The organism is Streptomyces sp. NPDC054770 (assembly GCF_053611985.1).
Map to the genome: position 1 here is coordinate 1 of NZ_JBSHBL010000111.1, position 24,804 is coordinate 24,804.

Annotated in this window: 30 protein-coding genes and 1 pseudogene; 11 read left to right on the forward strand and 20 right to left on the reverse strand. The window is 70.4% G+C overall.

The window, feature by feature from the left end:
• Positions 1–92: 92 nt before the first annotated feature.
• The 3 genes from ACWGKQ_RS47470 to ACWGKQ_RS47480 all read right to left on the reverse strand — a co-directional run bounded on the left by ACWGKQ_RS47470 (position 93) and on the right by ACWGKQ_RS47480 (position 4,574).
• Complete coding sequence (locus ACWGKQ_RS47470) at positions 93–2,204, reverse strand: NACHT domain-containing protein (protein WP_453298333.1); 2,112 nt, start codon at positions 2,202–2,204, stop codon at positions 93–95.
• Between the two features lie 426 nt (positions 2,205–2,630).
• Positions 2,631–3,650, reverse strand: coding sequence for an aldo/keto reductase (locus ACWGKQ_RS47475; protein WP_453298334.1), 1,020 nt, complete (start codon positions 3,648–3,650; stop codon positions 2,631–2,633).
• A gap of 27 nt (positions 3,651–3,677) precedes the next feature.
• Entirely contained in the window at positions 3,678–4,574 is an 897-nt protein-coding gene (locus ACWGKQ_RS47480; RefSeq protein WP_453298335.1) for a helix-turn-helix transcriptional regulator, read from the reverse strand.
• A 403-nt stretch (positions 4,575–4,977) separates the two neighbouring features.
• Here ACWGKQ_RS47480 and ACWGKQ_RS47485 point away from each other — a divergent pair, with 403 nt between their 5' ends.
• Positions 4,978–5,862, forward strand: coding sequence for an aldo/keto reductase (locus ACWGKQ_RS47485; protein WP_453298336.1), 885 nt, complete (start codon positions 4,978–4,980; stop codon positions 5,860–5,862).
• Positions 5,863–6,064: 202 nt separating this feature from the next.
• Positions 6,065–7,099, forward strand: a complete 1,035-nt coding sequence (locus tag ACWGKQ_RS47490) for a zinc-binding dehydrogenase (protein WP_453298337.1) — start codon at positions 6,065–6,067, stop codon at positions 7,097–7,099.
• A 145-nt stretch (positions 7,100–7,244) separates the two neighbouring features.
• On the opposite strand, the gene ACWGKQ_RS47495 is transcribed toward ACWGKQ_RS47490, so the two are convergent.
• The 6 genes from ACWGKQ_RS47495 to ACWGKQ_RS47520 all read right to left on the reverse strand — a co-directional run bounded on the left by ACWGKQ_RS47495 (position 7,245) and on the right by ACWGKQ_RS47520 (position 11,875).
• Positions 7,245–7,760 (reverse strand): STAS domain-containing protein, encoded by a 516-nt coding sequence (locus ACWGKQ_RS47495; RefSeq protein ID WP_453298338.1) that lies wholly within the window; start codon positions 7,758–7,760, stop codon positions 7,245–7,247.
• On the reverse strand, positions 7,757–9,013 hold the full coding sequence (locus ACWGKQ_RS47500; RefSeq protein WP_453298363.1) for a PP2C family protein-serine/threonine phosphatase: 1,257 nt from the start codon (positions 9,011–9,013) through the stop codon (positions 7,757–7,759). The genes ACWGKQ_RS47495 and ACWGKQ_RS47500 overlap by 4 nt, the downstream gene beginning before the upstream one ends.
• Entirely contained in the window at positions 9,013–9,822 is an 810-nt protein-coding gene (locus tag ACWGKQ_RS47505) for an alpha/beta fold hydrolase (protein WP_453298339.1), read from the reverse strand. Before ACWGKQ_RS47505 ends, ACWGKQ_RS47500 begins: the two co-directional genes overlap by 1 nt.
• A gap of 441 nt (positions 9,823–10,263) precedes the next feature.
• Positions 10,264–10,632 (reverse strand): hypothetical protein, encoded by a 369-nt coding sequence (locus tag ACWGKQ_RS47510; RefSeq protein WP_453298340.1) that lies wholly within the window; start codon positions 10,630–10,632, stop codon positions 10,264–10,266.
• The gene (locus tag ACWGKQ_RS47515) at positions 10,632–11,309 is read right to left on the reverse strand and encodes a hypothetical protein (RefSeq protein ID WP_453298341.1); all 678 of its coding nucleotides are present in this window, start codon (positions 11,307–11,309) and stop codon (positions 10,632–10,634) included. The genes ACWGKQ_RS47510 and ACWGKQ_RS47515 overlap by 1 nt, the downstream gene beginning before the upstream one ends.
• Positions 11,300–11,875: an RNA polymerase sigma factor gene (locus ACWGKQ_RS47520; RefSeq protein WP_453298342.1), complete on the reverse strand. Its 576-nt coding sequence runs from the start codon at positions 11,873–11,875 to the stop codon at positions 11,300–11,302. The genes ACWGKQ_RS47515 and ACWGKQ_RS47520 overlap by 10 nt, the downstream gene beginning before the upstream one ends.
• Positions 11,876–12,032: 157 nt before the next feature.
• On the opposite strand from ACWGKQ_RS47520, the gene ACWGKQ_RS47525 reads away from it, so the two are divergent.
• The 6 genes from ACWGKQ_RS47525 (at position 12,033) to ACWGKQ_RS47550 (ending at position 14,829) form a co-directional block, all read left to right on the forward strand.
• Positions 12,033–12,521 carry an Asp23/Gls24 family envelope stress response protein gene (locus tag ACWGKQ_RS47525; RefSeq protein ID WP_453298343.1) on the forward strand — a complete coding sequence of 163 codons (489 nt, stop codon included), beginning with the start codon at positions 12,033–12,035 and terminating at the stop codon, positions 12,519–12,521.
• Positions 12,522–12,602: 81 nt separating this feature from the next.
• The gene (locus ACWGKQ_RS47530; RefSeq protein WP_453298366.1) at positions 12,603–12,773 is read left to right on the forward strand and encodes a hypothetical protein; all 171 of its coding nucleotides are present in this window, start codon (positions 12,603–12,605) and stop codon (positions 12,771–12,773) included.
• Positions 12,770–13,183: an Asp23/Gls24 family envelope stress response protein gene (locus ACWGKQ_RS47535; protein ID WP_453298344.1), complete on the forward strand. Its 414-nt coding sequence runs from the start codon at positions 12,770–12,772 to the stop codon at positions 13,181–13,183. Before ACWGKQ_RS47530 ends, ACWGKQ_RS47535 begins: the two co-directional genes overlap by 4 nt.
• A 52-nt stretch (positions 13,184–13,235) precedes the next feature.
• Positions 13,236–13,946: a DUF6286 domain-containing protein gene (locus ACWGKQ_RS47540; protein WP_453298345.1), complete on the forward strand. Its 711-nt coding sequence runs from the start codon at positions 13,236–13,238 to the stop codon at positions 13,944–13,946.
• A 30-nt stretch (positions 13,947–13,976) separates the two neighbouring features.
• On the forward strand, positions 13,977–14,585 hold the full coding sequence (locus ACWGKQ_RS47545) for an alkaline shock response membrane anchor protein AmaP (protein ID WP_453298346.1): 609 nt from the start codon (positions 13,977–13,979) through the stop codon (positions 14,583–14,585).
• Between the two features lie 88 nt (positions 14,586–14,673).
• The gene (locus ACWGKQ_RS47550) at positions 14,674–14,829 is read left to right on the forward strand and encodes a DUF6131 family protein (protein ID WP_453298347.1); all 156 of its coding nucleotides are present in this window, start codon (positions 14,674–14,676) and stop codon (positions 14,827–14,829) included.
• Between the two features lie 116 nt (positions 14,830–14,945).
• On the opposite strand, the gene ACWGKQ_RS47555 is transcribed toward ACWGKQ_RS47550, so the two are convergent.
• Genes ACWGKQ_RS47555 through gvpO form a run of 8 tightly spaced genes read right to left on the reverse strand, consistent with a single transcriptional unit; the run spans position 14,946 to position 18,533 of the window.
• On the reverse strand, positions 14,946–15,356 hold the full coding sequence (locus ACWGKQ_RS47555) for a gas vesicle protein K (protein ID WP_453298348.1): 411 nt from the start codon (positions 15,354–15,356) through the stop codon (positions 14,946–14,948).
• On the reverse strand, positions 15,346–15,588 hold the full coding sequence (locus ACWGKQ_RS47560) for a gas vesicle protein (protein ID WP_453298349.1): 243 nt from the start codon (positions 15,586–15,588) through the stop codon (positions 15,346–15,348). The genes ACWGKQ_RS47555 and ACWGKQ_RS47560 overlap by 11 nt, the downstream gene beginning before the upstream one ends.
• Positions 15,585–16,412, reverse strand: coding sequence for a GvpL/GvpF family gas vesicle protein (locus tag ACWGKQ_RS47565; protein ID WP_453298350.1), 828 nt, complete (start codon positions 16,410–16,412; stop codon positions 15,585–15,587). The genes ACWGKQ_RS47560 and ACWGKQ_RS47565 overlap by 4 nt, the downstream gene beginning before the upstream one ends.
• Entirely contained in the window at positions 16,405–16,812 is a 408-nt protein-coding gene (locus tag ACWGKQ_RS47570; RefSeq protein WP_453298351.1) for a gas vesicle protein, read from the reverse strand. The genes ACWGKQ_RS47565 and ACWGKQ_RS47570 overlap by 8 nt, the downstream gene beginning before the upstream one ends.
• 39 nt (positions 16,813–16,851) lie before the next feature.
• Complete coding sequence (locus ACWGKQ_RS47575) at positions 16,852–17,094, reverse strand: gas vesicle protein GvpG (protein WP_453298352.1); 243 nt, start codon at positions 17,092–17,094, stop codon at positions 16,852–16,854.
• Between the two features lie 10 nt (positions 17,095–17,104).
• The gene (locus tag ACWGKQ_RS47580; protein ID WP_453298353.1) at positions 17,105–17,818 is read right to left on the reverse strand and encodes a GvpL/GvpF family gas vesicle protein; all 714 of its coding nucleotides are present in this window, start codon (positions 17,816–17,818) and stop codon (positions 17,105–17,107) included.
• Positions 17,819–17,845: 27 nt separating this feature from the next.
• Complete coding sequence (locus ACWGKQ_RS47585) at positions 17,846–18,328, reverse strand: gas vesicle structural protein GvpA (RefSeq protein WP_453298364.1); 483 nt, start codon at positions 18,326–18,328, stop codon at positions 17,846–17,848.
• A gap of 28 nt (positions 18,329–18,356) precedes the next feature.
• Entirely contained in the window at positions 18,357–18,533 is a 177-nt protein-coding gene (gene gvpO / locus ACWGKQ_RS47590; RefSeq protein ID WP_453298365.1) for a gas vesicle protein GvpO, read from the reverse strand.
• Between the two features lie 123 nt (positions 18,534–18,656).
• Between gvpO and ACWGKQ_RS47595 the strand changes: the two genes are divergently transcribed.
• A complete protein-coding gene (locus ACWGKQ_RS47595; RefSeq protein WP_453298354.1) occupies positions 18,657–19,211 on the forward strand; it encodes a hypothetical protein in 555 nt (184 codons plus the stop codon).
• A 122-nt stretch (positions 19,212–19,333) separates the two neighbouring features.
• Positions 19,334–19,529, forward strand: a pseudogene (locus ACWGKQ_RS47600) (SRPBCC family protein); the annotation flags it as partial.
• Positions 19,530–19,637: 108 nt separating this feature from the next.
• On the opposite strand, the gene ACWGKQ_RS47605 reads toward ACWGKQ_RS47600, so the two are convergent.
• The 3 genes from ACWGKQ_RS47605 to ACWGKQ_RS47615 form a co-directional block, all read right to left on the reverse strand.
• Complete coding sequence (locus ACWGKQ_RS47605; RefSeq protein WP_453298355.1) at positions 19,638–21,227, reverse strand: phytoene desaturase family protein; 1,590 nt, start codon at positions 21,225–21,227, stop codon at positions 19,638–19,640.
• Positions 21,220–21,690: an SRPBCC family protein gene (locus tag ACWGKQ_RS47610; RefSeq protein WP_453298356.1), complete on the reverse strand. Its 471-nt coding sequence runs from the start codon at positions 21,688–21,690 to the stop codon at positions 21,220–21,222. Before ACWGKQ_RS47610 ends, ACWGKQ_RS47605 begins: the two co-directional genes overlap by 8 nt.
• Positions 21,691–21,926: 236 nt before the next feature.
• A complete protein-coding gene (locus tag ACWGKQ_RS47615) occupies positions 21,927–22,484 on the reverse strand; it encodes a hypothetical protein (RefSeq protein ID WP_453298357.1) in 558 nt (185 codons plus the stop codon).
• Between the two features lie 1,111 nt (positions 22,485–23,595).
• On the opposite strand from ACWGKQ_RS47615, the gene ACWGKQ_RS47620 reads away from it, so the two are divergent.
• Complete coding sequence (locus tag ACWGKQ_RS47620; RefSeq protein WP_453298358.1) at positions 23,596–24,654, forward strand: glycoside hydrolase family 19 protein; 1,059 nt, start codon at positions 23,596–23,598, stop codon at positions 24,652–24,654.
• The last annotated feature ends 150 nt before the right edge of the window (positions 24,655–24,804 follow it).

Here is a 24,804-nt window from a genome sequence, read left to right on the forward strand (position 1 = left end):
GGCCCTGTTTGTATGCGCCCAGCGCCCCGCGACCACCCGATCGGGACTCCCGTTCGATGCGCATCTCTCAAGATCGAAAAGACAACAGCTTCTCAGGGCCGCAGGGCATCGGCCGAGCGTGCTTGAGACGTGACCACGGGATCTGGATGCGCAGCGAGCCAGCGCTGCAGTTCGGCGTGTCGGAACTGGTAAGCGGGGCCGGAGTACCGCATGAGGCCGGCGGAGCAGGCCCAGTCCAGGAAGCGGCCCAGCCGAAAGGGCAGCCGTCGGCGCGAGCACAGCAGAAAGACCAGGTAGCGCCGCGCGGCGCTGAGACCCGATGCCTGGCCGGATGCGACAGCGGTGGCCGCTCCGACGACGAGACCCGTTCTCGGCTCCAGCAACAGCGCCACGGTGCCGCCGACCGCGAGCCCGCCGAACAATCCGGTGGAGACGGCGTAGAGCAGCCCGTACACAGTGTCGTCGTGCAGCGCGACGGGAGGACTGACGGCCGTCGTCGGCGCCCCACGCAGTCCGGCTGCCACACTGAACCGGTACCCGGCGCCGAGCCCGGCGACCCAGCTCACCACTGCCCCAGTGGCCAGCGCGGCCGAGGAGAATCCGGCCGCGGCGAGCGTCGCGCCGACCGCGAGCCCGGCAGCAACGCCAACGACCGTGGCGAGGACGGGATTGACGACAAGACCCACGACGAACCGGCCCCGCAGACCCGGCACGTGCCGCTTCTGCCAATCCAGCCTGCTGGGGCTGAGAGCGAGCGCGGCCGCCAGTCCGGACGCCCCAGCCAGGGCCAGCACGCTGGATGCCACCTCGCCGACCGGGGGGGTCAGCCAGGCTCCGGGCAGGACGGCGGTGGTCAGGCAGAAGGTCAGCAGCGCGTCCGCCACTCGGACCGTGCGGGGCCCGGCCAGCGGCCACAGGCCGTGCACGGCGATGTCTGTCGTAGGAAATGCCGTGGCGCCGGACCCGGCCAGATGCCCAGTGAGGTGATGCAGCCAGCGGTGGACCTGATCCGGCCGGTAGGGAGGTGGGGCGGGGTCGCCGACCGCCGGTTCGACAGCAGCCGGTATGTAGCGGCCCAAAAGATGCCGGTCGAGCGTATCCGTGTCGTGCAGCGCCAGCAGGTCCGCCGGGTCACCGTGATAGCGGTAGACGGTGGCGGTCAGCCCGAGCCGCCAGGGGGTCGACAGGGCCTGGGCGTGTACGCCGGAGGGGAAGGCGGCGAGGTGGTTCAGCAGGGGCTGCCAGCGGGTGCGGTCGCGGCAGCGCTCACGCAGATAGGTCAGTGCGGGTTCGGCGGCCACGGGTGAGATGACCGCCAGCGCGGAGTCGATCAGAGGCTCGTGCGCAAGGAGCGCTTCGAAGTTCGCGATCCGGCTGGTGAGGACGAGCGGGCCTGCGTTCAGGCCCGCTTGGTGGGCGTTCAGGTGCTGCACGGCTGCCCTTGCCCGGCGTGCGTTCGGGTCCGGCGAGCCGTCGGCGCGCGGGGGATCCATTTCGTCCAGGCCGTCGAGGACGGGCAGCACCATGCCATGGGCCACCAGACTCTCTGCCATCTCCCGGGGCCAGTCCAGGGCCTGCGTGAGATGGTCCACCAGCAGTTCGGACAGAGTGTGGGCGGTGTCCCACTGAGCCATGGGGATTCGCACCGGCACCGGGTCGGCGTCGGCGCGGTCGGTGGCCAGGGCCAGCACCAGTTCCAGGGCCAGGACCGTCTTGCCGGAGCCGGGGGCGCCGGCAATGACGAGTCGCCGGGGCCGGGTGGCCCGGAAGAACTCGGCGATGTCCGGATCCGTTCCGGGGCTTCCGGAGTCGTGGAAGGTTCGCCCAGCCATCGGGGCCCGGGCCGCGTGTCCCGGCACCGTACGCAGCGTGTAGTGGAGGTCGATGCGCCGGATATCGCCACCGAGCAGCTGCTGCCGCAGCTTGCGCTCGTTCTCCTGCACCTGAACGGCCAGCGTCGCTGCCCACTGCCGGACCATTTCGGCGTCCGTGCCGTGCCAGGGGCGCCGCAGCGCCGCCACCGCGGCCACCAGTCCCGCCGCCCCGAGCGGCAGCCCCAGCAGCCCCGCGGTATCCGCCGGTCCGAGCCCACCGCGCACCAACTGGGACACCGCGTACCCGGCAGTGGCCGCTATCAGCACCGCACCGAGCGCGGCCCCCGCGCGGCGCCGGCCTCGTCCCCTTCGTCCCCCGATTCCCGCCATGTCTTGCTGCATACCCGTCAGCGGCACCGAACTCCCCCGCGACAGCGACAGTTGCCCGGCCGACAGGCAGGCAGGATGCGACGGACAGAGTCGGGTCGGCAGGTGAGCAACCTGCTAGGACGAGATCCCGTCGAGATCGTCGATCACGATGCGGCCGAGTTCGCCAGCTGGTTCCACGCCCGCTTCCGCAAGAGCGGCCAGAGGATCCGGTACGGCCTTGCGGGCATCGACCCATACGGGGATCGCCCCATCAGTACGCCAACCTGACTGGTCCTGATCTGCCCGACAGGTCGCCTGACACCCCATCGGAACGAGCGTCATTTCAGCGTCAGGCGGAGCAGTGGTGATGCCGCACGCAGAACGAGCACTCGCACCGGAGCCGGCGCGTCGAGCGGGTCGACCGCCGGACCTGGCGAGTTACTCGCCTCACCGCCGTCGCTGGTCGGCGCGCAGTTCGAAGTCGCCATAGCTGTTGTCGACCGGGTTGACCGTGACGCCGGGTGCGACGATCTCGTCGATGGCGTCGAGCACGTCGGCCGACAGCGTGACATCGGCGGCGGGCAGGAACGCCTCCAGCTGTTCCATGGTGCGGGGCCCGATGATCGCCGAGGTGACGCCGGGGTGGTTGATGACGAAGGCGACGGCGAGCTCGATGAGCGTGAGACCGGCCTTCTCCGCCAGGACGGCGAGTTGTTCGACGGCGTCGAGCTTGCGCTGGTTGGCGGGGGTACTCATGTCGAAGCGGGCCTGGGGGCGGGCCGCGGAGGCTGGTCCCTCGGTGGCGTGCTTGCGGTAGCGGCCGGAGAGCCAGCCGCCGGCGAGGGGACTGTAGGTGAGGGTGCCAATGCCGTGGCGGCGCACGGTGGGCAGCACGTCCTCCTCGATACCGCGGACCAGGATCGAGTACGGCGGCTGCTCGGTCACGAACCGCTCCAGGTTCCGCTCGCGCGAGACCCACTGGGCCTCGACGATCTGGGAGCCGGAGTAGGACGAGGATCCGATGTAGCGGACCTTGCCCTGGTGGACGAGGTCGGAGAGGGCGCCGAGGGTTTCCGAGACGTCGGTGTCGGGGCTGGGGCGGTGCACCTGGTAGAGGTCGATGTGATCGGTGCCGAGCCGTCGCAGGGAGTTCTCGACCTCGCGGATGATCCAACGCCGCGAGCCGCCCCGCTGGTTGGGGTCGTCCTGGCCCATCGGCATGAAGAACTTGGTCGCCAGGAACACGTCCTCGCGGCGGCCTTTCAGGGACTTGCCGACGATCTCCTCGGAGACGCCGGCGGAGTACACGTCCGCGGTGTCGACGAAGTTGAGCCCCGCGTCGAGGGCACGGTGGATGATCCGGATCGAGTCGGCCTCGTCCTCGTTGCCCCAGGGGCCGAACATCATCGCGCCCAGGCAGAGCGGGCTGACCTGGACGCCGGTGCGGCCGAGCGGTCGGTACTGCATGGAGTCGTTCTCCTCGATCGGTGGTGGTCAGTCGTCCACGGTGGGGACGACGGTGCCGGAACCCGCCCAGCTGGCGAGCAGGCCCAGCGCCTCCCGCTCGCGGGAGTCCGGTTCCGGCGTGTAGAAGTTGAGGCGCAGGCCGGGATCGGCCGGCAGGTCCATCGCCTCGTAGGGCAGGGCGAGATCACCGACCAGCGGGTGGTGAAGGTTCTTGACGCCGGAGCGGTGGAACTTCACGTCATGGCGGGCCCACCGGCGGACGAAGTCGTCACTCTTGGTCGTCAGCTCTCCGATCAGATCGGTGAGCACCTTGTCGTGGGGCGCCCGCCCCGTCTCGGTGCGCAGGAAGGCGACCGAGTCGTCGGCGCCTTTCTCCCAGTCCGTCCAGAACTCCCGGCTGGCGGGGTCGAGGAACATGAAGCGGGCGCTGTTGACCGGACCGCGCCGGGCGAACAGCGGCGAGTCGAAGACCGGTGCGTACAGCGCCCGTCCCAGCGTGTTGGCGGCCAGGATGTCGAAGCGTGCGTTGCGCACGTACGCCGGCACGTCGGTCATCGAGTCGAGCAGCCGCAGGATCGTGGGGCGCACGCGGGACGCGGTCACCGTGGGCCGTCGGCCCGAGGGCGTCGCCGCGCGGGCGAGGTCGTAGAGGTGGGTGCGTTCGGCCTCGTCCAGCTGGAGTGCTTGCGCGAGGGCGTCGAGCACCGAGTCCGAAGCGCCGCTGAGATTCCCACGCTCGAGCCGGATGTAGTAGTCCACACTCATGCCCGCGAGCAGGGCGACCTCCTCGCGGCGAAGGCCGGCGACACGACGGTTCCCGCCGTAGACCGGCAGCCCGGCCTGCTCCGGGGTGATCCGGGCCCGCCGGGTGCTCAGGAACTCGCGGACCTCGGCGGCCAGAGTCTTCCTGCCGGTGTCAGCCATGCTCAGGCCCCGGGGCTTCTGCGGTGGCGGCGAGGGCGGACATGCGGTGGCTCCTTCTGATCGTCTGATCGTCGTGAATCCTGTGCCGGTCTCCACACGGTAGATCCGTCGGCACGTGCCTGCGAGGTACTGCCGTTACCTGGAAGAGCAGTGACTCCCACCTGCGGGCCGAGGCGCGGTTCCCTGGACAAGGCCGAGGTCCCGGCCGGCCACGACCGGGGCCGGACCGGAGACCGATCCGACCGGAGGAGCACCGTGCGCACACCGGCTACGGGGCCGCCGGCACCGCGGGCCGCTCGGGCGCCGCCCTGACCGGCTCCGCCGTGCTGCTCGACCTGGCGGTCCTGGCCGTCGTGACCCTCCTCGTGCCCTCCCGGGCCACCCGTACCGAAAGGTCCCTGTGATGCAGACCCTCACCCTCAACAACGGCGTCGAGATGCCCGCCCTCGGACTCGGTGTCTTCCAGACCCCGCCGGACGAGACCCGGGCCGCCGTCACGGCCGCGCTCGACCTCGGCTACCGGCATGTCGACACGGCCGCCGCGTACGGCAACGAACGCGAGGTCGGCCGAGCCATCCGCGAATCCGCCGTACCCCGCGAGGAGATCTTCGTCGAGACGAAGATCTGGATCAGCGACTACGGGTACGACGAGACCCTGCACGGCTTCGACAAGAGCGCCGCCAAGCTGGGCGTCGACCGCATCGACCTGCTCATCCTGCACCAGGCCCTCCCGTCGGACTTCGACAGGACCCTCGCCGCCTACCGCGCTCTGGAGAAGCTCCTGGCCGACGGCAAGGTCCGGGCCATCGGCGTCAGCAATTTCATGGTCGACCACCTGACCGCGCTGCTCGACGCCGCCACCGTCGTCCCCGCGGTCAACCAACTCGAGATCCACCCCTACTTCCAGCAACGCGCCGTCCTCGACTTCGATGACGAGCACGGCATCCTCAGCCAGGCGTGGTCCCCCATCGGCGGCATCACCTTCTACCCGGGGTACGGCGAGAAGCGCAGGAGTGTCCTGGAGGACTCCGTGGTCACCGGCATCGCCGAGGCGCACGGCAAGAGTCCCGCCCAGGTGCTGCTCCGCTGGGGCCTGCAGCACGGCCGCTCCGTGATCCCCAAGTCGACCAAGCGCCACCGCATCGCCGAGAACATCGACGTCTTCGACTTCGAGCTGACCGCAGATGAGCTGAAGGCCCTCGACGCCCTGGAGACCGGCCGCCGCGGCGGCCCCGAACCCGAGAACATCACCCTCGCCGCCTACGGCCGCGCCATCCCCGAAGCCTGACATCAACGCGTTCGGCGCCCACGAAGCAGGCAAGCCGCTCACCGCCCTGCCGATCGAGCGCCGAGACGTCTTCGCCCTGTGCCGGAACGGCCGGTGCTGCGCGGGGTCGCTGGTCGGCGGCATCGCACCCGAACCCCGCTGACCCCTGCCCCACACCCGCCCTCCAAAGAAACCTCCAAAGACCCTCCAAGGAGCACCACCCGTGCGAGCCACCCTGATGTACGCGGCTGAGGACGTACGCGTCGAGAACGTCGCCGACCCGAAGATCCAGCAGCCCACGGACGCGGTCGTCCGGATCGTGCTGTCCTGCGTGTGCGGCAGCGACCTGTGGCCCTACAAGTCGTTGGAGCCCACCGACACCCCCCGTCACATGGGCCACGAGTTCCTCGGCGTCGTCGAGGAGACCGGCCCCGACGTGCGCACTCTCAGGCCCGGGGACGTGGTCGTCGCCCCGTTCGTCTGGGCCGACAACACCTGCGCGTACTGTCGCGAGGGCCTGCAGACCTCCTGCCGGCACGGCGGCCCGTGGGGTGTGAACGGCGTCGACGGCGGTCAGGGCCAAGCCGCCCGCGTCCCACAGGCCGACGGCACCCTGGTCAGACTGCCTGTCGCCGAGGACTCCGAGCTGCTTCCCGATCTGCTCACGCTCTCCGACGTGCTCTGCACCGGCTATCACGCCGCGCACACCGCCGGCGTCCGCCGCGGCGACACCGTCACCGTCATCGGGGACGGCGCGGTGGGCCTGTCAGCCGTGCTCTGCGCCCGGCTGCTGGGCGCCGAGCAGGTCATCCTCATGGGCCGCCACCAGGCCCGTACCGACCTGGGCCGTGACTTCGGCGCCACCGACGTGGTCGCCGAACGCGGGGCCGAGGGCGTCGCCCGGGTCCGCGAGCTGACCGGCGGCGAGGGCACGCGCAAGGTCCTGGAATGCGTCGGACTGAAGGACGCCCTCGTGCAGAGCGTCGGCGTGGTCCGCGACGGCGGCACGGTCAGCCGCGTCGGCGCCCCGCAGTTCACCGACGTGCCGTTCGGGTTCGCCGAATTCATGCGCAACATCACCCTCACCGGCGGCGTCGCTCCCGCCCGCGCCTACATCGGGGAGCTGATGCCGCACATCCTCGACGGCTCGATCCGCCCAGGCCGCGTCTTCGACCGCACCGTCGCCCTGGAGGACATCGCCGAGGGCTACCGCGCGATGAACGACCGCGAGGCGCTGAAGGTGCTGGTCCGCCCGTGACCGCTCCGTGCCCTCGGCTTCCCGGACGCCACCCACGACGTCCCCAACGAACGCGGCGTCCAGCTCCCCCTGACTCCGGAACTCGTGAGGGGTCGGGCTGTCAGCCGAAGCGGCTCCAGCCTGTCCAGAGACCGTGCCGGCCGGTTCACTCCCGCGTCGGCGGAGGACTCGGGCTCGGGCTCGGGCTCGGGCGGACCGTTCCCTCTGTTGATTCCTCTGCCTGCGGACCAGGATCTCCGGTAGGCACAGAGTCGCCCTTCGTGGTCCGCTTCTTCTGATCACCCACGAAGGACACGGGGTTCGGGCCGGTCATGCGACGTGTCCAGGCTGCTTCGGCCGCCTGTGCGGTCGGATGCGTGGCGAAGACCTGGTCCAGCCCGACCACGCTGAAGATACGGCTGACGTGGCGGGGGACGGTTGCCAGGGCGATGCCGGCCTGGGCGGCGAGGGCGAGGTTGCGGGCGGCGATGAGGGCGGTGATGCCGCTGGAGTCGCAGGAGGTGATGCCGGTCAGGTCGATGACGAGTTGCTGGCCCGGCCGAAGACTCAGTTCGGGCAGCAGGTCCAGGACCTGGGTGCAACTGTCGTAGTCGAGTTCGCCGGTCAGTTCCACCACAGGGCCGGCCGCGGCGGTTCGGGTGTGGATGACGAGGTGGCTCATCGCTGCTCTTCACTGGTGGGTCGGGGCACATTGATGGCGAGGACGGCGGTGTCGTCGTCGACGCCGGTGCCGAAGGTGTCGAGCAGGTCGCGGATCGCGGCGACGGCGCCGGACGCGGTCGTGGGCGCGAGAGCCTGTGCGAAGTCGAGGAGGGCGTCGTCGCCGTAGCGGTCGTCGTCGTTCTCCGAGGGCGTGTGGGCTTCGGTGAGGCCGTCGGTGTAGAGCAGCAGGGTGTCGCCGGCTGCGAGGCGGACGGTGGTGACGGCGATGTGGGCGTCGGGCAGCACACCGATGAGCTGTCCGCCGGGGGTGGGCAGGAAGGCGGCGCTTCCGTCGGCGCGCATGAGCAGGGCCGGGGGGTGGCCGCCGCTGGCCAGGGTGATGCGGAAGCCGCCTCGATCGGGGTCGGGGGTGAGCAGCCCGAAGATGACGGTGCAGAAGCGGGGGTCGTCGCCGTTGTATTCGTGGTTGAGGACGGTGTTGAGGTTGCTCAGGACGGCGGCCGGGTCCGGATCGTAGACAGCGGCGGCACGCAGGGTGTAGCGGGCCAGGGAGGTGACGGCCGCGGCGGCGGCGCCCTTGCCGCACACGTCGCCCAGGAACATTCCCCACGTTCCGTCGGCGAGGGGGAAGAGGTCGTAGAAGTCACCGCCGACCTTGTCCGTGGAGGCGATGTGGTAATGCGCGGCCACGTCCAGTCCGGGCACGTTCACCAGTGCCGGGGGCAGCAGGGTCTGCTGCAGGGTCGCGTTGAGGCGCTTGAGTTCTTCGCGTTCGCGTTCCGCTTCCTGCCGGGCACGCAGCAGTTCGGTCTCGTAGGCGCGGCGGTCGCGGGCGTCGAAGACGGTGGTGCGGATCAGCAGCGGCTGCCCGTCGTCACCGGTCTTGACCGTGGAGGTGACCAGCACGGGCAGGCGGCTGCCGTCGGCCGCCCTGAGTTCCAGGGCGATCCCGCTGATCTCGCCCTGCATCCGCAGCAACGGGGCGAAGTGGGTCTCGTGGTAGAGACGGCCGCCCACGGTCAGCAGGTCGGAGAACGTCCTCAGGCCGACCAGCGCCTCGCGTGCGTAGCCGAGCCAGTCCAGCAGGGTCGTGTTGATCTTTGCGATGGTGCCGTCGGGCAGCGTGGAGAGATAGCCGCACGGGGCATGCTCGTACAGGTCCTCGGCGCTGTCCTCCAGCAGCGCGGCGAATGCCGCGCGGTCGTCGCCGGGCTGTTCGTCGGGAAGCGGATGCTCGCCGGTCCTGCGCATCATGGTGCGGTCCCGGCGAAGCCGGTGATCGCGGCGGCCGTCTCTTCGGGTGCGGCGAGCTGCGGGCAGTGCCCGGTGGCGTTCAGAGTGACCAGCCGGCTGCCGGGAATCCGGGACTGCACGAAGGCTCCCACTTCCGGAGGCGCGATCGCGTCGCTGGAACACTGCGCGACGAGGGTGGGAACGGTGACCTTGGCGAGGTCGTCGCGGTTGTCGGACAGGAACGTCACGCGGGCGAAGACGCGGGCGATGTCCGGGTCGGTGCGGCAGAAGCTGTTGGTGAGCTCCGCACCGAGTTCCGGCCGCTCGGGATTACCCATGATCACCGGAGCCATCGCGCCTGACCAGCCGAGATAGTTCGCTTCCAGCGAGCCCAGGAGTTCGTCGATGTCCTCGGCACTGAACCCGCCGCGATAGCCGGCGGCCGGGTCGTCGATGAAACACGGCGACGGGGCGAGCAGCACCAGACCGGCGAAGGCCTCCGGTTCCCGCGCCGCGGCCAGGACGCCCATCATGGCGCTCACCGAGTGCCCCACGAACGTCACCGGGCCGAGGGCCAGTTCACGGCAGATCTCCAGCACATCCTCGGTATAGCCCTCCAGCGTGGAATAGCGCTCCTTGCTCCACGCCGCCAGGTCGGAGCGCCCGGCTCCCACATGGTCGAAGAGGACCACGGTGAATTCGTTCTCCAGGAGGGGCACCACCAGCCGCCACATGTTCTGGTCGCATCCGAACCCGTGCGCCAGCATCACCACCGGTCTCCCGGCCCGGCCGGACACCGTCACATGGTTCCTGCTGCGCACAGTCATACGACACATCCTCGCAGCACGCTCCCTTCACTCGCGCGGCCCAGAGCGTGCCGATCGCGCTGTGCCGTTCCGGTGGCCGGGGGCGTCTCCTTGGGTGGGACCCCCACCTGGTACCCGCAGGCCAGGCAGACGACGCACCCGCCTGGTCGGCCGTCGGACGGCTGGTGGCGAGGGTGTCGACCCGGAGTGCCGCCGGGCCGGCGCACGCCTTGGGCGGCTGTTCCGTTCACGCCAGGCGGCCCCTTGGCTGCGGGTGCGCGGGGCAGGGGCGCGGAGACGCCAGGCGGCGAGCGGGCCCGGGTGAGCGTCTCCTGCCCGCCCTGACCGCATGCATGTCCGCGCGGGCCCACCCGTCCATCAGTGTCCGAAAGGCTCGCATCGCCTCGATCGGGGGACTCCTGCCCGCCGGTCGCCACCGCTGACGGTCCGTGGGACCGGTGCTCATGGCGCGTCGTACCCGGTGGCGATGCCGGTCACGGTGACCGTGACGGTGACCGGCTCCGGGGCGGCGAGACGGGAGATGACGGCGGCCCGCACCCGGCCGTGCACGTCGCGGGCGACGTCCAGCACCCGTCGGCCCTCGGCGAGGGCGCAGCGCACCTCGATGTGCCATCCCGAGCCGTCCGGCGCCCGCTCGGCGCGGACGCCTGCCTCGGGAGGCGTGCGGTGAGACTCGGGGGGCGCCCCGGTGGACGCGGCAGCTGCCGCGAGGCGGTGGGCGAGCCGGGGTTGCAGGCCGGTCACGCCGGGAACCGCGAGGGCTGCCTCGGCCGCGACGCCGAGGAGTGCGGTCGGGCCGACGGCGGTCATCACGCACCCCCGCCGGTCCGGAGGCCGGCGCCAGGGTGCGGCGGCCACGGCTCCAGCAGGTCGACCACGGCGATGTCGACGTCCGTCACGGCGAGCCCCAGATCCTCACCGGCCGAGCGGAGGACCGATCGGCGCACCTGATGAACGCGCTCGGGCAGCGGACGGTCGAGGGTGGCGGCCAGGGTCATGGTCACCCGGACGTCGGTGCCCTCGCCCGCGGATGTGAGCCGGCAGGTCGCGGCCCTCGCACCTAGGACCGTGTCCGCGGCCTGCCGCAGTACCTTCGCCGCGGCACTCTCGGCGATCCGCAGGTCCCGGTCCGGGTCGGCCAGGGGCAGCAGCCGTCCCAGCCTGACCTCCGCCCTGACGGCGTTCATGACCCGGTCGGCGAGTGCGTGCCGTCCGGGAGGGTCGAGGGCGCGCAGCGCCCCGGTGGCCGCGTTCACCGCGGCGAGCCCCTCGGCGGCCTCACGGCAGTGCGGACAGGACACGGTGTGCGGGTCCGCGGCCGATGTCTCGTCCCGGGCCTGTTCCCAGACCCGGCTGAGCAGGCGGCCGCAGGGCAGCACCTCGTCCCCCGGGAACGGGGGCACCTCGGCGGTGGCCGCCGATCCGGTGCGGGGTCCGTCGGCTCCGGGCGGTTCGGGGGGCCGTGTGTGCGGGTCGTCTAGCGCCATGGGCCCATCGCCTCCTGCAGGGATCGGCGCGCCCGGAACAGTCTGCCGCGCACCGTCGGCTCGCTGGTGTGCGTCTCGTGGGCTATCTCCCGGTAGGGCAGGCCCTGCACCTCCCTCAGGATCCAGCAGATCCGCTGCCCGGCGTCCAGCTCTGCGAGCGCGCGGGTCAGGGCGGCGGTGGCCGCGTCCCCCTCGACGGACCGGTCGGGCTGGCTCCACGCGTCGCCCGCCACGGGTTCGACGACGGTGTTCAGGGAGAGGGGCGGCAGCCGGTGCCGACGCATGGTCAGGCAACGGTTGACGGTGATCCGGTACATCCAGGTACGGAACTCCGCGCTGTGGCGGTATTCCGGCAGTCGCCGCCAGGCGCTGACGAAGGCGTCCTGGACGGCGTCCTCGGCATCCTGGGGGTTGCCGAGCATGCAACAGGCCAGGGTCAGGAGGGACCGGCTGTGCCGTCGGACGAGAACGGCGAAGGAGTCCTCGTCTCCCTCGGCCGCCCGTACGGCCAGCAGTCCGTCCGGCAGGTCGCAGTCCAGCCGTGGCGAAGCGGCGCGTTCGATCATGACAACTCCCGCACAGGGCTCGGAACGAGCAGGTACCCACCCAGAGACATGTGATGCACGTCACATGTCTCTGGGTGTGAGAAGTACGCCGCCATGTGTGTCCAACCTTCGACGGCACCACACAGGTGTCTCCCACTGACCGATCGAGGCGACCGCCATGACGGACAACATCACCAGCGTCAGCGGGGGCGGCCGGGCCGATGCGGGCGTGAGCGCGCTGAAGGGCCGTACCGGGGCCGGGGCTCCGGCCGAGACACGGGGGAAGACCACCATCGCGGACGGCGTGGTGGCCAAGATCGCGGGCATGGCCGCCCGTGAGGTACCGGGCATCCACAGTCTGGGAGCGGGGATGGCCCGCGCCTTCGGGGCCGTGCGGGAACGCGTCCCCGGCGGCGGCGGAGGAGGTGTCACGCGCGGCGTGAAGGTCGAGGTCGGCGAGCGGCAGGCCGCCGTGGACCTGGATGTCGTCGTCGAGTACGGCGTCTCCATCGTCGACGTCGCCGGCGGCGTGCGCACCAACGTGATCAGCGCCGTGGAGCGGATGACGGGACTGGAGGTCGTCGAGGTGAACATCGTCGTCGACGACGTCCACCTCCCCGAGGACGAGGAGGGGCCGACCGAACCGGACGAGGGCCGGGTGCGGTGACCGCTGCCGTGACCACCGCCGCGTCCTCGGGCATGAGCGGGCGATCACGGTGACCGGGACGCTCGTGAGACGGGTGAGTGCATGATGAACGCAGCGACGACGGGCCTCGCGGCCGGCATGGCCCTGGGCTTCGCCGGTTACTTCGGCGGCTTCTGGGCATTCCTGCTCGTTCTCGTCCTGGGGGCGGCGGGGCTGATCGTCGGCCTCGCCGTGCAGGGCGACCTGGACCTCCATGCGCGGAGGCAGCGGTGAACACCCGGCCCGGTGCCTCACCCCTCGGCGAAGGGTCCCACCCCCCGGCACGGGCCGCGGGCCTGCCGCCCCCGGCCGAGCGGGGCGCCACCGTCATACCGGACAGGGTGGTCGCCCGTATCGCCGCCCAGGCCGCCCGCACGGCCCAGTCCCGGCGCGCAGCCGTACCGCCCGACCGGGACGCACCGGCGGCGCCCGCCGCCTCCGCGGCCACCCGTACCGGATCGGTGCGCCTGCACCTGGCCATGGACCTGCCCTACCCCGCCGACCTCCCCCGGATCTGCGAGCGGATACAGCACGACGTCGCCGAACAGGTGGCTCACCTGACCGGTTTGCAGGTACGGGAGGTCACGCTCACCGTCCGGCGGCTGGTGACCGCCGCCGGCGCGAACCGGGGACGGGTCCGGTGAACCGCCCCGCGGCCGGTGCCACCGGTCACGCCACGCAGGAAGGAGGACCGGAATGACATCCGACCCGGACCCTGCCACCCGCAGCACCGCGCCATCCGCGCGCCCTGCCACGGTGCCGCTGACGAAGGAGCCCGAGCAGCCGAGGGAGCAGCCCGCAGACCCCGCTCCGACCGACCACGAGGCGCCCCCACCGAACCTGACGGCCGGTGAGCACGACGGAGGGCACCGAAGCCACCGGCCGTGGTCCGCGCGCCGTCTTCCGGCCGCACTGGTCGCCGCGCTGGTTCTGGTGGCGGCGGGCGCGGCACTGGTCGACGTCGTCGCCGTACGGGCGGGACGCCCCGCGGCAGCCTGGCGCCGGCACCTGGCCGACGAACTGGCCACCCGCCCGGTCGACGACGTGTGGATGCTCACGGGAGCCGCCGTGGCCGCCGCCGTCGGCGTCTGGTTGATCGTGCTGGCTCTCACTCCCGGCCTGCGCCACTGGCTCCCCCTGCGCTCCCCCGCGCCCGGGCTGCGCGCCGCCCTGGACCGGGACGGCGCCGCCGATCTGATACGCGACGCCGCCATGCGGGTACCCGGGGTCGGCAAGGCTCGCGTCCGGGTGCGCCGCCACCGCGTCAAAGCCCGCGCGGACGTCCGTTTCCGCGAACCAAGGCAGGTGAAGGACGACCTCAGCGCCGTCCTCGACGACGAGCGCGACCAACTCGCCCTCGCCCGCCCTCCCCGCATCGTCGTACGGGTACGGCGACGCACCGACTGACCGAAACCCAGCAGCACCGGAGCCCGCACCATGACGCCGCAACCCGTAGTCAACCGCAGTCTGCTGGCCCTCGCCGGGCTGGTACTGCTCGGCGGCGGTCTGCTGATCCTCTTCGCCGGGCTCGACGTCTACCGGCGACACGATCTGGTGCCGCCCGCCGGCTGGCCCCTGACCACTCCGCACGACGTCCTGCTCGGCTCCGCCGACCGGGCCCGCTGGAGCAGCCAGGGCTGGTGGTGGTGGCCCGCGGTCATCGCCGTCCTCGTCCTCGTCGTCCTGCTCGCCCTGTGGTGGCTGCTCGCCCAACTGCGCCGACGCCGCCCCGGAGCGCTGCCGGTCGGCGGCACGCCCCCGCAGGAAGGCATCGAACTGCGCGACCGCGCGCTCAGCGACGCGATCGCCGCCGAAGCCGGTGCCCTGCCAGGCGTCGAGCACGCGGCCGTACGCATCACCGGCCGCCCTGCCCATCCCCGCACCCGCGTCAGACTCACGCTCGCCTCCCAGGCGACCCCCGGCACCGTCCTCGACGCCCTGTGCGAAGGCCCGCTCCGAACCGCCCGTCGGTCCACCGGCTCCTCTCACCTGCCCACCGAGGTCCGCCTGCAGGTCACCGGCCACAAACCGCACCGCACGGAGTGAGGAGGAGACCACCCACCCCCGTGCCCACCCCCTTGCGGTCTCTCACCGTTCGCCGGGGCATTGGCACCACTCCCCCACTGGAGAGACCATGATCATCCTTGGCATCATTCTGCTCGTCATCGGCTTCGTCACCGGGATATCCATCCTGTGGACCATCGGGATCATCCTGGCGGTCATCGGAGCGGTCCTGTGGATCGTCGGCAGCATGGGACACGCCGTCGCCGGCCGACGCCACTACTGGTGATCGCCCCCTGGGGTGATCGCCCCACGGGGTGATCACCCCAGGGATACAGCGCCCGACTCGGCTCCGGCCGGCTCGGGTGCTGTCTCGCTCTCGGCCCTCGACGTCACCGAGTGAGTTCAGTCGGTGGGCGGCAGCAGTGTGCCCAGCGGCCCGAGGTCCAGGTTGAGGTCCTCCATGGTCAGTCCGTACTGGGCGCACAGGTCGCTCATGCGGTCGTGGAGGAGCATGAGTGTCGCGCCCAGGCGTTCTTCCTGTTCGTCGGTGAGGTCTCCTTGGTCTACGCGGTGCAGGGCCTGTCGTTCCATGAGCTGGCGCAGCAGTTCCACGAGGGTGAGGACGAGCCTGAGGAGGTCCCGTTCGACGGTGTCGCGGTCGGAGCTGATCCGCCGGGCCGGGGAGCGCGGGCCCTTTCCGGCCGGCGGGTCCAGGTCGCGTGGGGCGGCGGGCAGCAGCCGGAAGGCGCGGGCGGCGGCCTCCGCGACCTCGTCGGCGCGGGACGGCGGCCGGCTCGCACCCTCAGCCGTCATGGTCGCCGCCTTGCAGGGGGCCGGTGCTCGTCCATGGCGAGGGGTTCTGCTCGCTGATGGAAACGATCAGGGCACGCAGTGAGACGCGTACCAGATCGATGTCCGCGATGGACAGCACGACGTCACCGGTGAGGACGACCCCACCGGTGAGCAGCCGGTCCAGCAGATCGATGAGAGCGACCTGCCGCTGAGGCAGGCGCTCCGCTGCGGGTGGCGGGCCGGGAGTGCTCACGGGGGTGCTCCCTCCGCGGTACCACCGGATTCACCGGGTGGCATGGCGAAGGAGTACGGAGCCCAGGGCCCGGTGGCCTCGACCCGTACCCCGTCCAGTCCGTCGGCGGCGCGCGTCACATCGGCCAGGAAGTCGTCGCAGTGGTTCAGGGGCACCAGGTAGGCGTCATTGACGACGTTCTCACCGGCGGCGGCGCCGGCGGCCGTTTCGGCGAGAAAACCCTGTTGTACCCGGTGCCTTACCCGGTCGGAGGCGTGCTTGCGGCCCGCGGTCTCCACCCGCTCGGCAGCCTTCTGCGCAGCCTGGTGGACGGTGTCGCGGACACTCTGCTGCTGTCGGCGGTTGCGCAGATAGGCGCGCCCCGGAGTCAGGTCCGCCGCGGGAACGGCCGGGGCCGCGGGGACCGCGGACGGCTCGACATAGATCTTGACCCCCCATTCGACATGTCCGGCGAGCTGGGCCAGGCGCTCGGCGAACACGGTCCGCCCGGATTCCAGGATCTCCCGGGCCCGCAGGTCGTCGAGGTAGACCGTCGCCAGGCGCAGGGGAAGGACGGTGGTGCGCTCGGCCAGGGCCTCGATGACGCCGTGGTGGGCGCGGGCCACCGCCTCCAGCCATTCCAGGTCCTCGAGATGCCGCTTGAGAGCGTCCTCCCTGAAGTCCTGCGCCGGCACCTGACTCACCACGAGCCCCAGCTGATCGTCGCCGGTGTCGGTGACGAGGCCGACCGGGGAGCCGGCGACGCCCCGGAGCGGAGCGGCCGCCTCGCGCAGTCCCTCGGCGGCGCGCACCACCGCATACGCGTATGTCAGCAGGTCACTCATCGCGAGCACCTCTCCGGCGACGGCCGCCCGTGACCGGGGGCGCTTCCTCCGCCGCGGGGAGGGCGTCGCCCTGGCGGAGAGCCTCGATCTCGGCCCGCAACCGGCGGTTCTCCTCGGCCAGTGACCGTTCGCCCCCGGCCCGGGAGGAGAGCGCGGGGTCGTGCTCCCACCAGTCGATGCCCATTTCCTTCGCCTTGTCGACGGAGGCGACCAGGAGGCGCAGTTTTATGGTCAACAGCTCGATGTCGAGAAGGTTGATCTGTATGTCGCCCGCGATGACGATGCCCTTGTCGAGTACCCGTTCAAGGATGTCGGCGAGATTGGCGGAGGAGCCCTGCCCGTAGGGCGGCGCCGCTCGGGACGGGTAGGAGCCGAGTCTGTCGGCCAGGGGTTCAGTCACGGTTGCGGCCTCGAATTCCCTCGTGCCGGATCAGGAGTGTCAGCCCTGCCGATAGGCACGGATCTCCTCCAACCGGTCGAGCAGTTCGTCCTCGCGCCGGTCGAACGTCTCCTCGTCGATGTCCCCCGCGACGAGGAGACGTTCGAGTTCGGCGAGTTCGCGCTGCACCGGTGCGGGGTCGTAGTACCGGTTCTCGGCTTCCTCCCGGACCCGCTCCACGACCCATACGACGCCGCGCACGGGGGCCAGGGGGAGGGTGACGAGCTGGGTGAGCAGGCCCATGAGAACTCCTTCAGACGAAGCTGTAGGGGGGCAGGGGGCCGTTGAGCCGGAACTCGAAGTCGTCGCCCATCTGATGGGCGACGCTCAACTCCGTGGTCAGGAACGCCTCTTCCTGGTCCTCGGTCACCAGGAACGACACGCTGAGAAAGTCCGACCCCGTCGGCTGGGACGAATCAAGCGCCCGGGCGAAGGAGCGCAGTGCCTCGACCACACCCGCCGCCAGCGCCTCCTGCCGTGCCTGCACCTCCTGGGCGACCAGCTCACCGAGTCGCAGCGACGCGTCGGGGGCAGCGGTGCCGCCGCGGATCTCGGCATTGAGCTCTCGTGCCACGTCCGACTCCCGCAGGATCTGCCGCAGCAGCGCATCCTCGTCCTGGGACGCCTTGAGGTGGTACTCGCTGCACCCCTCCAGTGTCTGAAGCCGGTCCGTGTAGTCCGAGGCATTCTGCTCCAGGGCCACCTGGACGGCCTCGTCGTTCTCGGCGACGAGACCGAACCGCATGGGGAGCACGGTGCCGTCGGCCATGAGGCGCTGTTGTACTTCCTGGTGCGCGATGACGTCGCGGCGCTTGGGGCGCAGGTCCTCCGGTGCGTCGCTGACCACAGCGCACAGCGGTCCGGCCGTCACTGTCCGCAGGGCCGCCGGGGGCTCACCGACGCCGTTGAGACCGTCGAGGCGGAGTGGGTGCTGTTTGCCGGTGATGGAGTAGATGTATACGGCCATGGGTCATTCCTTCTCACGCGGCGAGCCTCATTCGCGCTCACGTCGGGAGGTGCGCCGAACCGGCCGCCGTCGCCTCTCCACGGGTTCCCTTTCCCTGCCCTCGTCTTCTTCCTCGGGCTCTTCTTCCTCGGCTTCTTCGGCGTCGTCACGGCCGGTGATCCCCTTGAGGGAATCAGTGACCGCTTCGGCCGCGCCGGAGAGCGCCCCCTTGGATTTGCCTTTGGCTCCGCTCTCGACCGTATCTCCGACGATGTCAGTCAGCTGTGCGGGCGCCTTCCTCCCGGATTCCAGGTCAAGGCGGTTGCACGCCTCGGCGAAACGCAGGTAGGTGTCGACGCTGGCCACGACGATGCGAATATCGATCTTGAGGATTTCGATCCCCACCAGCGACACGCGGACGAACACGTCGATGACGAGCCCGCGGTCGAGAATGAGTTCCAGGACGTCATAGAGGCTGCTGGAGCCGCCACCTCGAGCGACACCGCCTCCACTTTGCGGCACCACCGTCATGGTGCCTCCCTTCACCGGCTGCGCTGCCTCAGCCCCGCCGGTCGGTTTGGCCACGTGCATACTGGCGCTCCCGTTCACATCCCATCGGATCGCCTCCCTCGTCGAGCGTCACTCGACAGGTGGCCATCACGCCGGCGGTTTCGGGAACGCGCTCCGATTCGAGTACCTCGACATCGGCCTCCCAACCGGTTTCGGTCGGTTTCAGTCCCTATAATTTCATCACATAGGGACATATACAGCCTGAGCGTGGATGACTTCGCGGCGACCTGCCCGGGGCGTTGGTCCGGATGCGGGCGTTTTCACCTGCCCTTTCCGAAGAGAATCGTTCATGAACGACACGACCAAGGCCGGCCTCGCCGCCGCCGTCGCAGCGGGCTATGTACTCGGACGCACGAAGAAGGCCCGCGTTGCCTTCGCCATGGCAACTTGCCTTGCCGGACGCCGCTTTGGGCTCGACCCTCAGCAGCTGCTGACGACCGGACTCCGCAAGATCGGTGACGTTCCAGGGGTCGCCGAACTGAACGAGCAGGTGCGCGGCGAACTGCTCGGCGCCGGCCGCCAAGCCCTGGCAGCCGCTGCCGATCGGCGCCTCACCGACCTCGTCGACTCGCTCCACGAGCGGACACTGCGCATCGGCCAGGAAAAGGACGAAGACGAAGAGTACGAAGGCGAGTACGAGGAGGAAGAAGAAGGGGAAGAGCCCGAGGAGGAACCGCCGCAGCGTCGCCATCGGCGGACGGGAACCGCGGCGGGGAAGCGCCGGGACGCCCCCGCTCCCCGTAAGGCGGCCGCCAGGAAGGCCGCGGCGAAGAAGACTGCGAAGAAGTCTCCGCCTCGCGCCGAGAAGGCCACCGTGAAGAGGTCGGCCGCGCGGCGGAGCTAGGCCAGGGCCGGGAAAGTGCGTGACACCAACCACGAAGAGAGTTCGGGGCTGGATCCGCTGCGCGAAGAATTCGTCGACTACCTCAGCGCTCAGATGGGACATCTCGTCGACAAGGCAGTATGGAAGTAAGGGTCGGCCCCTCGACTCGCGGATGGAAAGCGCCAGTTGAGGAGCAGGTGCCGGAGGACCGCATCGTGTGGAGCTCCGGGCTCCTTCGAGAAGACCGGCAACCTGTGGCGTGCCCAAGGCCGCCGTCTGCGGCTGGACTTCAAGAAATTCCAACGCTACGTCACCTTCGCGGACGAGGAAGTCGAGGGCTGACGCGGCCCGAGCCAGGCGATTCCCCTCGACGTGGCCTGCCCCCGAGAGTCGGCCGACGTGCCCGGACTACTCACATCCGAACCACCCATCACACCCACGTCAGGTTCAGAGCCGTTGTGCACAGTGGAGGAGGGTGTGCAGTCCGTAGGGCCGGAGCGCGGCTCGGGCGGCGTTCGCTCCGGGAGCTCCGTGGACTCCTCCGCCGGGGTGGGCGGCCGCGGAGGCGAGGTAGAGGCCCTTGACGGGGGTCTCGGGTCGGCCGGTGCCGGGGACGGGGCGGAAGACGGCCTGTTGGTGCAGGGCGGTGGTGCCGTTGTTGATAGCGCCGTTGTGGAGGTTCTCGTTCATGGCCTGGAGGGTGGTGGGGGCCAGGATCCGGCGGGCGAGGATCCGGGTGCGGAAGCCGGACGCGAACCGCTCCACCTGGGCCTCGACGCGGTCCGCCATGGCTTCCTGTTCGCGGGCGTCCCAGCGGCCGGAGATGCGGTCGGGACCGGCGTCGGAGGTGATGCGCTGCGGGAGGTGGGTGTAGGCCCACGCCGACTCCGTGCCAGCGGGTGAGCGGCTGGGATCCGCCGTGGTCATCTGTCCGAACAGGGCGAACGGCTCGTCGGGGACCTGTCCCATGGCGAGCTGCGAGGCGAACCGGGTCAGGCCGTCCACGCCGTCGGCCACGTGGACCGTCCCCGCGCCGGAGGCTTGCGGGGCCGTCCACGGCACGGGGCCGGTCAGCGCCCAGTCGACCTTGAAGGTCGCGAAGTCCCACTGGAAGCGTTGCAGGTCCCGCAGGAGGCGGGCGGGAAGGTGTTCCTCCCCCACGAGCTCCTGGTACAGGGCCGGCGCCGACGTGTCCGCGAGCACGGCGCGGCGCGCGCTGACGGTCTCGCCGCCGGCCGTCCTGACGCCCACCGCCCTGCCGCCCCGTACGACGACGGACACGACGCGCTCCCCGCACCGCAGGACGCCCTCGCGGTGCCGCAGCCGGCTCACGAGCGCCGCGGTCAGGGCGGCGGCACCGCCGACGGGGACCGGGAAGCCGTGGCTCTGTCCGAGCATCGACATCAGCCAGCCGAATCCGCCGCTGCCCACCGCCTCCGGGGCCAGGTCGGCGTGCAGGGCGTTCCCGGCCAGCAGGAGCCGTCCGCCCTCGCCCCTGAACTCCTCGTCGCCCAGGCGACGCACCGGCAGGGCCAGGTTCCGGGCCAGCCGCAGTCCGCCTGCCGCCCGGAACCCCGCCGCCAGACGGAGCCCGGAGCGGACCGGCGGGAAGGGCGTGAACATGGCCTGCACCAGGTCCTGCCCGACACGGCTCCACGCCTCGTACATGCCCCGCCAGGCATCGCCGTCGCCCGACGCGAACTCCTCCAGCCCCGATGAGGTCTCCTGTACCCGACGCTCCAGCACGGCGCATCGCCCGTCCCTGAGCGGGTGGGCCAGCACGTGCGGGGCGTGGCTCCATCGAAGTCCCTCCGCGGCGAGGTCGAGGCGGGCGAGGACCGGGGACACGGCGGCCAGTGGGTAGAAGGCGCTGAAGAGATCGGAGACGTAGTCGGGGTGGACCCCGCGATCGCTGCGCACGGCGCCTCCGGGTTCCTGCTGGGCCTCCAGGACTTCCACGCTCCACCCGGCGTCCGCCAGCACATTGGCCGCCACCAGCCCGTTGGGCCCGGCGCCGATCACCACCGCGTCAGGCATGGCGGGTCCCGGCCTGATCCTGCTCGACGTGATCCTGTTCCACGAGCCTGGCCAGGCGGGCCAGCATGCCCCGGTGCCGCAGCAGGAACAGCGCTTCACTCCCTGCATTGTGGAGGGTGCCTCCCAGACCGCGCAGGGGGTGCTCGTCACAGATCACGAGGGTTTCCTCCTCGCCCCACGGCCTGAGCTGGAGGAAGATCCGCGCAGTGCCCAGCTGCTTGAACGAAGCCTCCAGCTCCAGCTCACTTCCGGATTCCTGGTGCCTTACCGTCGTCACCCCGTCGGCCGACCAGGGCCCCAGCCGCACGGTGTAGCCGAGCCTGGATCCGACCGCGGGCCAGGTCCGGTCGAGCGGCACGGACTCGGAAGGTCCCACCACCCACTCCCCGTAACACGCCGGATCTGCCAGCACCGCCCATACCGCGTGCGGGGGACGCCGGATCAACTGATGGTGGACGGCCATGGAGGGACCCCTTCCACGGGAACGGTCGATGTGCCGCACAGCCGAGCGCGGGTGCCGGGCTTTTACAGGTCGAGGTCCTACAGTTGCGGCATGCGATGCGGATGCGGACCGGGCCGAACACAGACCCGGCCCGCGCAATCGGCTCAGAAGCCCGAGCAGGCGCCGCCTCCCTGTCCCGTAGGTGACGGGCCCTCGGCCGGCCCATGTCGGCCCTCCGGCTCCTGCTCTCCCGGGTGTCAGGCCGTGGCATGAGGGGTCTGGCCACCGTCGACGAGAAGCTCGTCGAACAGCGATCGGTAATGCACCATGGCGCTGCGCAGCTGTTCGGTGGTGGCCTGGTGGCCCGCGCTCAACATGTCGATCTCGTGAGCGGTCCGGTAGTGCTCAAGGGTGCGGCCGTGTTCCACGGAGAGATCCTTGAGCTGCTGGTCGTAGCTCCCGGTGGGATAGCCTCGCGCCTGCATCAGCGACGTCACCAGCCGGTCCGCGTCGTGCACAGCATCTTCAGGCCGGTCGACGAACTCGTGCTGTACGTCGTCCCAGTCCCGGGTGTAGCGCTCCCTGAGTCTGTCGGGCAGCGGTTTGATGTCAAGGTTGTCATGGCGTTTCTCGCGCGTGCTGAGCTCACGTTCGGCGGCGAGTCGGCTGTCGGCGTCGTCGACCGTCCGTTCGTACTCTGGGCCGAACCGCTCACGCAGAGCTCTGCGGCGCCGGAAGAGAGCCAGGGCCAGAGCGATCAGCGCGACGACCACCACGACTGCAATGACGATCGCCAGAAGCGTGCCGGTAGACATCGGACCGACCTCCTTTCCGATTGACCGATATGGTGCCGGGTACCCGTTTCACCTCGAATATCCCGAGGCGTAGAGAGGATTCCGGCGACCGGCGACCAGGACCTACGGGGCGCTTGGGTCGGACAGGTCGAGGTCGACATGACCTCCACGAGGATCCGTCCAGACGACGTTTGACGCGACTGCTCGGGGTCACTCGGGTTATGGGTCCCGAGTCGGGCACAGAAACCGACGCCGCGGCCTGCCGCACAAGGCATAGGCCCCTTCGACTGCGTCCGCTCTGAGCGACACAGCCTGCGACCCGAATCCCCGGAGAGGGAACCTCATGAACACCCCTGGTGACAAAGACACACCTCTGGCAGACGACAAAACGCGGCAACGGTCCGCGGAGCAGCGGAACGTCACCGCGCCCACACCGCGAGACGTCCGGGAAAAGGCCAAGGCCAAGGATGGAGACCAGCCCGAGTTCCCGACCGAAGACACCTCTTGACCGCCGGTTGCCGTCTCTCAGACACCCGCGTTCCTGACTACGCGGGACGGCATAGCGGAAAGGCCGCCGACATACGGCGGCCTTTCCGTTTGCCCGCGCCGTCTGGGCCGGCCATCAAAGACTGACAAGGCAGATGCTGAGCTGGATCTCTTTGGACAGGGCCCAGGGCGATGGCCTCGCGAACGGTGAGCTCGGTCTGTGCACGTGCTGCTCGACCGTGGTAGTGGGGGCGGGCGAGAACGCCCGCGCGCCGGCGCAACAGCGCCGACCGCCGGATCCGTCGGGGCCGAGCAGGCCGACCGTCTCACCGGGACGGAGGGCGGGCGTCAAACACCACCGGACGATCACCAGCGGTTACACCCCAGGCTCGCGCATAGCGCCACCTGCCGGCCTGCCGGCTGGATGACCTCACCGCCCGAGCCATCCACGATCCGCCTGCGGACCAGCCGCGAGGCAAGAGAAGCAGCCATTACCCATGCCCCGACAAAAGTCCGCACCTGACCCTTGACTGGTCTGGACCAATCCCGCTTTGCTGCTGGGGTCACCACTCATCCCCTACCTCTGGAGTGGCACATGACCTCAACCATGCCCAGCGGGTCTCACAGACCTGCTTATGGCAGGTGCATGACAGTGCTGCTGGCCATCCTGGCCAGTCTCCTCGGCACGTTCACCGTCCTCGGCACCGCCGGCCCCGCGGCGGCGGCGGACTGCGCCGCGGCCTGGAGCTCCGGCGCGGTCTACACGGGCGGCATGACCGCCTCGTACAACGGGGACAACTGGCAGGCCAAGTGGTGGACGCAGGGCGAGACGCCCGGCGTCGCCGCGGTCTGGGCCGACCAAGGAGCCTGCGGCGGCTCCAGCGGAGGTGGCACCGGCGGCAGCTGCAACTACCCCGCCTGGGTGGCCGGACAGTCCTACGCGACCGGCGCCATCGTGCGGTACTCCCCCAATGGCCAGTACTACATCGCCACCCACGACAATCCCGGATACGACCCCACCATCAGCACCTGGTACTGGTCCCCCTACAGCTGCACCGGAGGCTCCGGCGGAGGAGGCACGGGCGGCGGAACCGGCGGATTCGTGGTCAGCGAAGCCCAGTTCAACCAGATGTTCCCGAACCGGAACTCCTTCTACACCTACAGCGGCCTGGTGACCGCGCTCAGCGCCTACCCCGGCTTCGCCACCACCGGCAGCGCCACCGTGCAGAAGCAGGAGGCCGCGGCGTTCCTGGCCAACGTCGACCACGAGACCGGCGGCCTCGTCTACATCAACGAGGTCGACCAGTCCGGGAACTACTGCGCGAGCGAGCCCTACGGCTGCCCCGCCGGCACCTACGCCTACTACGGACGCGGCCCGATGCAGCTCAGCTGGAACTTCAACTACAAGGCCGCCGGCGACGCGCTCGGCATCGACCTGCTGGACAACCCCGGCCTGGTTGCCTCCGACTCCGCGATCTCCTGGAAGACCGGCCTGTGGTACTGGAACACCCAGACCGGCCCCGGCACGATGACCGGACACAACGCCATGGTCAACGGCGCGGGCTTCGGCGAGACCATCCGCAGCATCAACGGCAGCATCGAGTGCAACGGCGGCAACACCGCCGAGATGCAGGACCGCGTCAACGACTACCTCTCCTTCACCTCCATCCTCGGCGTCCCCGCAGGCTCCAACCTCACCTGCTGACCGCCACCCAGCGGCGGATCTGCCGGTCGCCGCCCGCGAACGCCCCTCACAGAAGTGGGGGCCGAAACCCGGGACGGGTATGGCGCGACTGAGGTGGTGACCCCGGCGCGGTGAAAAAGGAGCGCCTGGCCCCTGCCCGGAGCCCGGCCA